The sequence below is a fragment of the Pengzhenrongella sp. genome, assembly GCF_036565025.1.
In the GTDB taxonomy this organism is placed as follows: domain Bacteria; phylum Actinomycetota; class Actinomycetes; order Actinomycetales; family Cellulomonadaceae; genus Pengzhenrongella.
On the sequence record NZ_DATCNW010000375.1, the window covers coordinates 1 to 9,489 of the forward strand.

Here is a 9,489-nt window from a genome sequence, read left to right on the forward strand (position 1 = left end):
GATCAGGCCGGTCGAGCCGACGACGACGTCGCCCGCCGAGAGCCCGAGCGCGGTCGCGGTGTGCTCGGCCGTGGTGTGGGTGTCGACGAACCCCTCGGTGCCGGTGCACGCGTTCGCGCCGCCGGAGTTGAGGACGACGGCGCTCACCACGCCGTCGGACACGACCTGGCGCGACCACTTCACCGGCGCCGCGTGCACGCGGTTGGAGGTGAAGACGGCCGCGGCGACCTGCAGCGGGCCGTCGTTGACGACGAGCGCGACGTCGGGGCGCCCGGAGGCCTTGAGCCCGGCGGTCACCCCGGCCGCCCGGAAGCCCTGGGGGGTGGTGACGCTCACGGTGCAACTCCGTTCGTGGTCAAGCCGGTTGTCTCGGGGAGCCCGAGCGCGAGGTTGAGGGACTGCAGGGCGCCGCCGGCGGTGCCCTTGACGAGGTTGTCGATCGCGGTCACGGTGACCACGCGGCCGGCGCGCTCGTCCACGACGACCTGCACGAGCGCGGTGTTCGCGCCGAGGACGGCCGCCGTCGTCGGCCACTGCGCGGGCCGGCCGGGCACGTGCGGGAGCAGGTGCACGAAGGGCTCGTCGGCGTAGGCCGCCTCCCAGGCCGCGCGCACCTGCGACGGGTCGACACCGGGCGCCAGGCGCGCCGTCGCGGTCGCGAGGATGCCGCGCGCCATCGGGACCAGGGTCGGGGTGAACGAGATCGTCACGTCCCGGGCCCCGGCGACCCGCAGGTTCTGCTCGATCTCGGGGGTGTGCCGGTGCACGCCGCCGACCCCGTAGGGCATGGCCGAACCGAACGCCTCGGACGCGAGGTACTGGCTCTTGAGGGTCTTGCCGGCGCCCGAGTAGCCGTTGGCGAGCACGGCGACCAGGTCGGTGGGCTCGATCAGCCCGGCCGCGATCCCCGGCTGGAGGCCGAGCGTGATCGCGGTGACGTTGCAGCCGGGCACCGCGATCCGGAGGGCGCCGGTGAGCTTGCCGCGCTGGGCCTTCGCGGTGGTCTCCCCCGCGTGCAGCAGCTCGGGCAGGCCGTACGGCCAGCTGCCGGCGTGGTCCCCGCCGTAGAACTGCGCCCACGCGTCGGCGTCGGTCAGCCGGTGGTCGGCGCCCAGGTCGATGACGATCACGTCGTCGCCGAGCTCGGCCGCGATCGCGCCGGACGCTCCGTGCGGCAGCCCCAGCACGACGACGTCGTGACCCGCGAGGTTCTCGGCGGAGGTCGGGGCGAGCACCCGGTCCGCGAGCGCCCGCAGGTGCGGGTGGTGCTCGCCGAGCGTGCTGCCGGCGTTGGAGTGCGCCGTGAGGGTACCGATGCGCGCGTCGGGGTGCCCGAGCAGCAGGCGCAGGGCCTCACCGCCCGCGTACCCGCTCGCGCCGGCCACAGCCACTGAAAAAGACATGTGCATGAACATACACGCCTGTGCAGATCAATGCACATGCCAGGTGGGGCCGGTCGGCGGTGGGCGCAGCTAGCGTGTCGTCATGCGCGCAATCGAAGCAACAGCCCCCGGCGGGCCCGAAGTCCTGACCTACGTCACGCTCCCCGATCCGACGGCCGGACCGGGCCAGCTCCTGGTCAACGTCGCGGCCGCCGGGGTCAACTTCATCGACACCTATCGGCGGTCCGGGATCTACCCGGTCCCGTTCCCGCACGTCGTGGGCGCCGAGGGCGCGGGGACCGTGGTCGCGGTCGGTTCGGGCGACCTGTTCGGGTTCGCCGTCGGGGATCGGGTCGCGTGGTCGGACTCGCCGGGCTCGTACGCCGAGCTCGCCGTGGTCGACGCCGCGCGGGCGCTGGCGGTGCCCGCCGGGGTGAGCGACCACGTCGCCGCGGCGCTCCCGCTGCAGGGGCTCACCGCGCACTACCTGGTCTCCTCGGTGTTCCCGGTCAGCGCGGGGCAGGACGTGCTCGTGCACGCGGGGGCGGGCGGCGTCGGGCTGCTCCTCACCCAGCTCGCGGTGGCCCGCGGTGCGCGCGTGATCACCACGGTGTCCACGCCGGAGAAGGAGGCGCTCTCGCGAGCCGCCGGGGCGAGCGACGTCGTGCGTTACACGGAGCTGACGGACCTCACGCGCGAGCTGCCGGCGATCGTGCGCGAGCTGACCGGTGGGGCGGGCGTGCACACCGTGTTCGACAGCGTCGGGCGGACGACGTTCGACGGGTCGCTCGCGTCCCTGCGCCGGCGCGGGGCGATGGTGCTGTTCGGCGGCTCCTCGGGACAGGTCCCGCCGGTGGACCCGCAACGGCTGAACGCGGGCGGATCCCTGTTCCTCACGCGCCCCAAGCTCGACGACTACTCGCGCACGCGCGAGGAGCTGGCCTGGCGGGCGGGCGAGCTGTTCGAGGCGGTCGCCGCCGGGACGCTGGACGTCCGGATCGGGGCCGAGTACCCGCTGCCCGAGGCCGCCGAAGCCCACCGAGCCCTGGAAGGCCGCCGCACGACCGGCAAGGTCCTGCTGATCCCGTGACCCCCGTGCGAGTGCGGGACTTCGGCTGCTGATTCGGCGTTTTCAGCAGCCAAAATCGCGCACTCGCGGATGTACCAGGGGGTTTGGGGCTTGCGGTTAGCATTTTGGACGTGAATCTTCCTCGGCCGATCCGTTCCGGCGACCTGGCGGCGCTTGCCGCCCTGAACGATGCCGCGGTGCCGGCGGTCAACGCCCTCGGGCTCGAGGCGCTGACGGCGCACGTGCCGCGCTGCGACGTCGCCGTCGTGCTCGACGACGACGACGGCGTCCCGGTCGCGTTCCTGCTCGCCCTGACGCCGGGCGCGGACTACCCGAGCGAGAACTTCGTCTGGTTCAGCGCGAACCGGCCCGGCTCGCTGTACGTGGACCGGATCGTCGTCGCGCCGAGCGCGCACGGTCGCGGGCTGGGCCGAGTGCTCTACGAGGCGGTCGCGGCGCGCGCGGTCGAGCTCGGGCTCACGGAGATCACCTGCGAGGTGAACCTCGAGCCGCCGAACCCGCAGTCCCTCGCGTTCCACGCCCGGCTCGGGTTCACCCAGATCGGCGAGCAGGTCACCAAGGGCGGCGCAGTGCGCGTAGCCCTCCTCGCCCGAGCCGCGTAACCCCACCCCCGAGACTTGTCAGCCCGAGCGCGGTCCCTGCGGCGCGTTGGCACTGACACGTCGGGAGGGGGTCAGGGGGTGCGGAGGGACTCGTCGATGGTCTCGTTCAGGCGGCCCAGGGACGTGGCGAGGATCGCGACGTCGTCGGGCGACCAGTCGCTCAGGGCTTCGCTCAGCCGCAGGCGCCAGGCCTCGGACGCGTTGGTGACCAAGACGTCACCCTCCGGCGTGAGCTCGATCAGCTGACCGCGCGCGTCCTGGGGATCGGGGTGGCGGCTCACCAGCCCGAGCGACTCGAGATGGCTGACCTGCCGGGAGATCGTGGCGCGGCCGACGCCGAACTGTGCCGCCAGGTCGCAGCCGTGCACCTCCGGGGTCCGGGCGATGTGGGCGAGCATCGGATACATCGTGGCGTCGAGGGCCGGGTGAGCGCGCTTGGACATCGTCGTCGCCAGCGACCGCGCCCGCCGGAGCAGGAGCGCGAGCTCGCGCGCGACCTGCGGGTACGGGTCAGTCGTGGTGTCGGCGATGGTCATGCGCACTCCTCAATTTTTGGTTGCTCGAGGCAATCATAAGCAGCCTTCTCAGCAGGCGGACAACTGTTGCCTCACGCAACAATAGAGACGTATGGTTGCCCCACGCAACAATCTGGGGATCTCGCCTCGGCCTGCTCCGTGTCCACGCACACGTGAAGCAACTCACCGATCCCCGCAGCAGCCGATCGCGGCCGCTGTGGCTCACCGCCAGCGGGACTGGCCAAAAGCGCACTACTCCCACCGCGGGGCGAAAGAGGATGACGATGAGCACGACAACATCACGTACACGATCACGAGCAGACCAAACCGCCGCCGCACCGGCGACCCCGGCAGCCGGATCCCGCGCAGCCCAGAACCACCCCGAGCAGCCCCCGATGTCGCACGCCCAGATCCTGGAGTCGATGACCGGGCTGCTGCTCGGCATGTTCGTGGCGATCCTGTCCTCCACGGTCGTCACGAACGCGCTGCCGAAGATCATCTCCGAGCTCGGCGGCGGGCAGAGCGCATACACCTGGGTCATCACGGCGTCGCTGCTCACGATGACCGCATCGACCCCGCTGTGGGGCAAGCTCGCGGACCTGGTCAGCAAGAAGGTGCTGGTCCAGACCGCCCTGGTGATCTTCGTGGTGGCCTCCATCGGGGCCGGCCTGTCGCAGAGCGCCGGGATGCTGATCGCCTTCCGGGCGCTGCAGGGCATCGGCACCGGCGGCCTGACCGCGCTGACCCAGATCGTGATGGCCGCGATGATCGCCCCCCGGGAGCGCGGCCGGTACTCCGGCTACGTCGGCGCCACCTTCGCCGTCGCCACCGTCGCCGGCCCGCTCATCGGCGGCACGATCGTCGACACGAGCTGGCTCGGCTGGCGCTGGTGCCTGTACGTCGGGGTGCCGTTCGCGATCATCGCGTTCTTCGTCGTCCAGCGCACGCTCCGGCTGCCGGTGCTCAAGCGCAAGGTCAAGGTCGACTGGGCCGGCGCGTTCTTCGTCGCCGCCGCGGTCAGCCTGCTGCTGATCTGGGTCACCTTCGCGGGCGACAAGTACGACTGGGCCTCCTGGCAGACGGCCGCCATGACCGGCGGCGCGGCGCTGCTCGCCCTCATCTTCGTCCTGATCGAGTCCAAGGCCAGCGAGCCGATCATCCCGCTGCGGCTGTTCCGCAACAAGACGATCGCGCTCACCTCGCTCGCGTCCCTGTTCGTCGGCGTCGGCATGTTCGCCGGTTCGATCTTCCTGAGCCAGTACTTCCAGCTCGCCCGCGGGGAGACCCCGACCATGTCCGGCGTGCTGACCATCCCGCTGATCGCGGGCCTGGCCATCTCCTCCACGGTCTCCGGCCAGATCATCAGCAAGACCGGCAGCTGGAAGGGCTGGCTCGTCTCCGGCGGAGTCCTGCTGACCGCCGGCCTCGGCCTGCTCAGCAGAATGCGGGTCGACACGCCGTACTGGCACCTCGCGATCTTCATGGCGCTGACCGGACTCGGCATCGGCATGATGCTGCAGAACCTGGTCCTCGCCACCCAGAACCAGGTGACCAACAAGGACATCGGCGTCGCGAGCTCGACCGTCGTGTTCTTCCGCTCGCTCGGTGGCGCGGTCGGCGTCTCCGCGCTCGGAGCGCTCCTCGGGCACCGGGTCACCGGCTACGTGGCCGACGGCCTGGCCGCGATCGGCGTCCCGGCCGCCGGCGCGTCCGACGGCGGCATCCCCGACCTCGCCACGCTCCCGGCCCCGATCCGCACGGTCGTCCAGAGCGCGTACGGACACGGCATCGGCGACGTCTACCTGTATGCCGCGCCCCTGGCGCTGGTCGCATTCCTGATCGTGCTGTTCATCAAGGAGGTCCCGCTGCGCAGGTCGACCGGACCCGAGCAGGTCGCCGAGCTGTCCAGTCACGAGGCCGCCCCGGCCACCGACGCGCGGCAGCCGGCCCTGGTCGGTGCGGGCGCGGCCGACGGCGACCGGTCCCTCCCGCTCGCCTCGTTCGCGTCCGTCGTGAGCGGGATCGAGGACGCGCCCGGGCCCGTCGTACGCGGCCAGATCCGTGGCTCGGAGGGCGGCGGCGTCGCGCACGCGACGCTCACCCTGATCTCCCTGTCCGGCCAGCAGGTCAGCCGGGCGACCGCCCGGGGCGACGGGGCGTACTCGCTGGGCACGCCGGCCGCCGGCTCGTACGTGCTGATCGCCGCCGCCGACGGGTACCAGCCGCAGGCGTCCACGGTCGTCGTCGGCGCCGAGGCGCTCGCGTACGACGTCGTGCTGGCACCGAACGGCGGGCTCGCGGGGGTCGTGACCGGAGCCGCGGACACCCTGCCGGTCGAGGGCGCCCTGATCGTGGTCGCCGACGTCCGCGGGGAGGTCCAGGCCACCGGGAAGAGCGGCCCGAACGGCGCGTTCACGTTCTCCGAGCTGCCGTCCGGCGACTTCACGGTCGCGGTCAACGCCACCGGGTACCGGCCCACGGCCCAGCTCGTCGAGGTCCGCGGGGTCGGCACCACGCGCCTGGAGATCGCCCTGCACGCCGGCGCGCAGCTCGAGGGCGTGACCCGGACCGCCGTCGACCACCAGCCGCTGGCGGACGCCCGGGTGACCCTCGTCGACGCCGCCGGGAACGTCGTCGGCACCGCGACGACGGGGCCGGACGGCGCGTACGCGTTCACCGACCTCGACGCCGGCGAGTACTCCCTCATCGCGAGCGGCTACCCGCCGGTGGCCACCGCGCTCACGATCGAGGGCCGCGGCGCCAGCGGGTTCGACGTCGAGCTCGGCCACCCCGACTCCCGGGCGTGACGGGCGGCGGGCTGCGCGCCCAGCTGCGCACCAAGGACGGCTGGGCGGTCGCGCACGCCGTCCTGACCGTCACCGACATGACGGGCCGGCAGGTGCTCCGCGAGGCGGCCGACGGCGAGGGCGAGGTCCGCGCCGGGTCGCTGGAACCCGGGGTGTACACCGTGATCGCGACGGCGATCGGCTACCAGCCGATCGCGTCGACCGCCATCGTGACGGCGTCCGGCGGCGCCGACCTCGGCGTCCTCGTGCTGGACCGGTCCGGCGCGGTGGACCTGCCGCCGCCCGGGCCGTGGACCATCGACCCGGTGCACTCGCGGGTCAGCGCGGTCGCGCAGCACCTCGGGCTGTCGAGCGTGCACGGGGTGTTCGGGGCGTTCAGCGGTCGCCTCCAGATCGCCGGGAACATCCTGGGCTCCTCGGTGCAGGCCGTCATCGAGGCCGCGTCGATCGACACCGGGAACGCCACGCGCGACGAGCACCTGCGCTCGGCGGACTTCCTGGACGCGGGCGCCCACCCGGAGCTCACGTACCGCAGCACCGGCCTCACCCCGGCCGGCGCGGGTCGCTGGACCGTGCACGGCGAGCTCACCATGGCCGGCCTCGCCCGCGCCGTCGACCTCGAGCTCTCCTACCTCGGCACCGGCCCCGACGCGTGGGGCGGCCAGCGCGCCGCGTTCCGCGCGACCACCGAGCTGCGCCGCGAGGACTTCGCGATGCGCTACAACCCGGTCGTCGCCGCGGGCATCGCGGTCGTCGGGACGACGCTGAAGGTCGAGCTGGACATCCAGGCCGTCCAGGGCGAGCAGCTGCCCGGATGAGTCGGGACGTTCCCGCGGGAACGTCCGGCGCCGTGGCGGGCCGGCCGGGCGGGGCGAGAGGATCGGGCATGACGGTCAACCGGTCACGACGCCTGGTCCAGCTGCTGTTGGCGATGACCGTGGTGACGGGCCTCGTCGACGCGTTCAGCTACCTGGCGCTCGGTCGGGTGTTCGTGGCGAACATGACCGCCGAACGTCGTCTTTCTCGGCTTCGCCTGGGCCGGTGAGCCGAGCCTGTCGGCCGTGGCGTCGGCCGCCGCGCTCGCCGCATTCCTGATCGGCGCTGCCGCCGGCGGGGCGCTCGCGACCCGCGTGGGTGAGCACCGGGGGCACCGGCTCGCGGTCGGCTCGTCGGTCAGCCTGGCGCTGCTGGCGTCCGCACTGGTCGTCGCCGTCGTGATCCCCGCGCCGTATGCCGGCGCGGGCAGGTACGTCCTGCTCACGCTGCTCGCCGTCGGGCTGGGGGTGCAGAACGCGACCGCACGAGCGATCGGTGTGCCCGACGCGACGACGACGGTCCTCACCCTCACGCTCACCGGGCTCGCCGCGGACGTCACGCTGCCGGGCGGCCCGCCACGGGTCGCCCGCCGGATCCTGTCGGTGCTGGCGATGCTTGCCGGCGCGTTCTGCGGCGCGTTGCTGGTGCTCAGAACCGATCCGGCGTGGGCCGTCGCGGCCGCCACTGCCGTGCTGCTCGCCGTCGCGGCCTCCGCAATCGTCCTGGCGCGCGGCACGACCGCCGCCGACTGGACGGCGCCCCCCACCCCCGACGGACTGAACACCCTGACGTGTCAGGCGGTGCGCGGTCCCAGGCCGCGGCTCGCGTCGGCCGCCGTCGGCCCCGCCTCAGGTCCGGCGACGCCCGACCGATAGGGACGGCGAGAGGCGTCCGGCAGGAAATGCGCGGGTCTTCGTGACCGCTGGACCGCGCGCCGCGAGGGGCGAATACTTCGAGGTACCACGCAGCGCGCGAGACCGCGTTGGAGCGGTCCGCCGCACGTTGTGAGTCTTGACGGTCGCAGACCTGTGGGCTGCGCGCTCACGGTGCCTCTCCTTGCCCCCGTGCGAACGGGTCTTCCTCCTATTGCTGCCGTCCGACAGCCGACGGTAGGCAGGAGCCGATCATGATGCGTCGCCCAACCCGCATCGCCGCGACATTTCCGGCGTTGATGGTGCTGTTCGCTCTGCTTGGCATCACCCTGACCGCACCCGCTGCGCTCGGCGCGGCGGGCATCTCGGCCGGCACCAGCGCGAATCCCCTCGGGCCGCCCGCCGTCGGCGCTGCGGCGCAAACTGCCGCCGTCACGGCCGCGACCACGACCCCGTTCAGCTTCGCGGTGATCGGGGACAACCCCTACGGATCCACCGCGCTCGCCGCGTTTCCCGGCCGAATCGGCCAGCTCAACGCCGACCCCGACGTGCAGCTCGTCTCCCATCTGGGCGACATCAGCTCCCCGATCGACTGCTCCGACGGGTACTACGCCACGATCAAGTCGATGTTCGACACCTTCGTCGACCCGCTGGTCTACACGCCCGGGGACAACGAGTGGACCGACTGCCACCGGGCCGCGGTCGGCCAGGCCAACCCGCTCGAACGGCTCGGCGCCGTGCGCAACGTCTTCTTCCCCGTGCCCGGCCTGACGCTGGGACAGAACGCGATCAGCGTGAACGCCCAGTACGGCTACGAGGAGAACGTCACTCTCAGCGAGGCGGGCCTCACGTTCGCCGCGGTTCACCTGGTCGGTTCGTACAACGACCTCGCCGCCTGGACGGGCCTGGGGTACACGACGCCGACGTCGGCCCAGCTCTCCGAAGAGTCCGCCCGGAACAGTGCCGACAAGGCCCTGATCCAGTCCGCCTTCGCGAGCGCCAAGGCGGACGGCAGTCGGGCGGTCGTGCTGCTGATGCAGGCCGACATGTTCACCGGGTCGCCCGGCTCCACCTACAAGACCGCATTCAAGAGCATCGTGCAGACGATCTCTGCGGAAAGCCTGGCGTTCGCCCGCCCGGTGTTCCTGTTCAACGGAGACACGCACATCTTTCTCATGGACCACCCGCTGACCACCTCGAAGTGGCTGTCGTTCTACGGACTCACCAAGAGCGTCCCGAATCTCACACGCATCACGATCGAGGGCGGCAGCACCCTGGACGAGTGGGCGAAGGTGAACGAGGTGAGCACCTCGTCGGTCTTGCAGGTGCAGCGCGTGCTGTTCAAATAGCGAGACCGCCGGTCGCGGGCAAGCCAAACGTGTCAGCCCCAGCGCGGTCCAGGGAC

At 72.2% G+C, this 9,489-nt stretch carries 10 protein-coding genes; 7 read left to right on the top strand and 3 right to left on the bottom strand.

Annotated features, from left to right (window positions below; genetic code table 11):
* On the bottom strand, positions 1–336 hold a 336-nt coding region (locus VIM26_RS21365), incomplete at its 3' end, for a bifunctional ornithine acetyltransferase/N-acetylglutamate synthase (protein WP_331955024.1).
* Positions 333–1,403: an N-acetyl-gamma-glutamyl-phosphate reductase gene (argC, locus tag VIM26_RS21370; protein ID WP_331955026.1), complete on the bottom strand. Its 1,071-nt coding sequence runs from the start codon at positions 1,401–1,403 to the stop codon at positions 333–335. The genes argC and VIM26_RS21365, both read right to left, overlap by 4 nt.
* 82 nt (positions 1,404–1,485) lie before the next feature.
* Between argC and VIM26_RS21375 the strand changes: the two genes are divergently transcribed.
* The gene (locus tag VIM26_RS21375; RefSeq protein WP_331955028.1) at positions 1,486–2,472 is read left to right on the top strand and encodes a quinone oxidoreductase; all 987 of its coding nucleotides are present in this window, start codon (positions 1,486–1,488) and stop codon (positions 2,470–2,472) included.
* 110 nt (positions 2,473–2,582) lie between these two features.
* Entirely contained in the window at positions 2,583–3,074 is a 492-nt protein-coding gene (locus VIM26_RS21380) for a GNAT family N-acetyltransferase (RefSeq protein WP_331955030.1), read from the top strand.
* Between the two features lie 71 nt (positions 3,075–3,145).
* On the opposite strand, the gene VIM26_RS21385 is transcribed toward VIM26_RS21380, so the two are convergent.
* Positions 3,146–3,610, bottom strand: coding sequence for a MarR family winged helix-turn-helix transcriptional regulator (locus VIM26_RS21385; protein WP_331955032.1), 465 nt, complete (start codon positions 3,608–3,610; stop codon positions 3,146–3,148).
* A gap of 374 nt (positions 3,611–3,984) precedes the next feature.
* Here VIM26_RS21385 and VIM26_RS21390 point away from each other — a divergent pair, with 374 nt between their 5' ends.
* From VIM26_RS21390 to VIM26_RS21410, 5 genes are all read left to right on the top strand, one after another.
* A complete protein-coding gene (locus VIM26_RS21390) occupies positions 3,985–6,396 on the top strand; it encodes an MFS transporter (RefSeq protein ID WP_331955034.1) in 2,412 nt (803 codons plus the stop codon).
* Positions 6,393–7,214: a YceI family protein gene (locus VIM26_RS21395; protein WP_331955036.1), complete on the top strand. Its 822-nt coding sequence runs from the start codon at positions 6,393–6,395 to the stop codon at positions 7,212–7,214. Before VIM26_RS21390 ends, VIM26_RS21395 begins: the two co-directional genes overlap by 4 nt.
* Positions 7,215–7,282: 68 nt before the next feature.
* Positions 7,283–7,441 (top strand): DUF1275 family protein, encoded by a 159-nt coding sequence (locus tag VIM26_RS21400; RefSeq protein ID WP_331955038.1) that lies wholly within the window; start codon positions 7,283–7,285, stop codon positions 7,439–7,441.
* Positions 7,442–7,457: 16 nt separating this feature from the next.
* Positions 7,458–8,087 carry a DUF1275 family protein gene (locus VIM26_RS21405; protein ID WP_331955040.1) on the top strand — a complete coding sequence of 210 codons (630 nt, stop codon included), beginning with the start codon at positions 7,458–7,460 and terminating at the stop codon, positions 8,085–8,087.
* A gap of 251 nt (positions 8,088–8,338) precedes the next feature.
* Complete coding sequence (locus VIM26_RS21410; protein ID WP_331955042.1) at positions 8,339–9,433, top strand: hypothetical protein; 1,095 nt, start codon at positions 8,339–8,341, stop codon at positions 9,431–9,433.
* Positions 9,434–9,489: the final 56 nt, after the last annotated feature.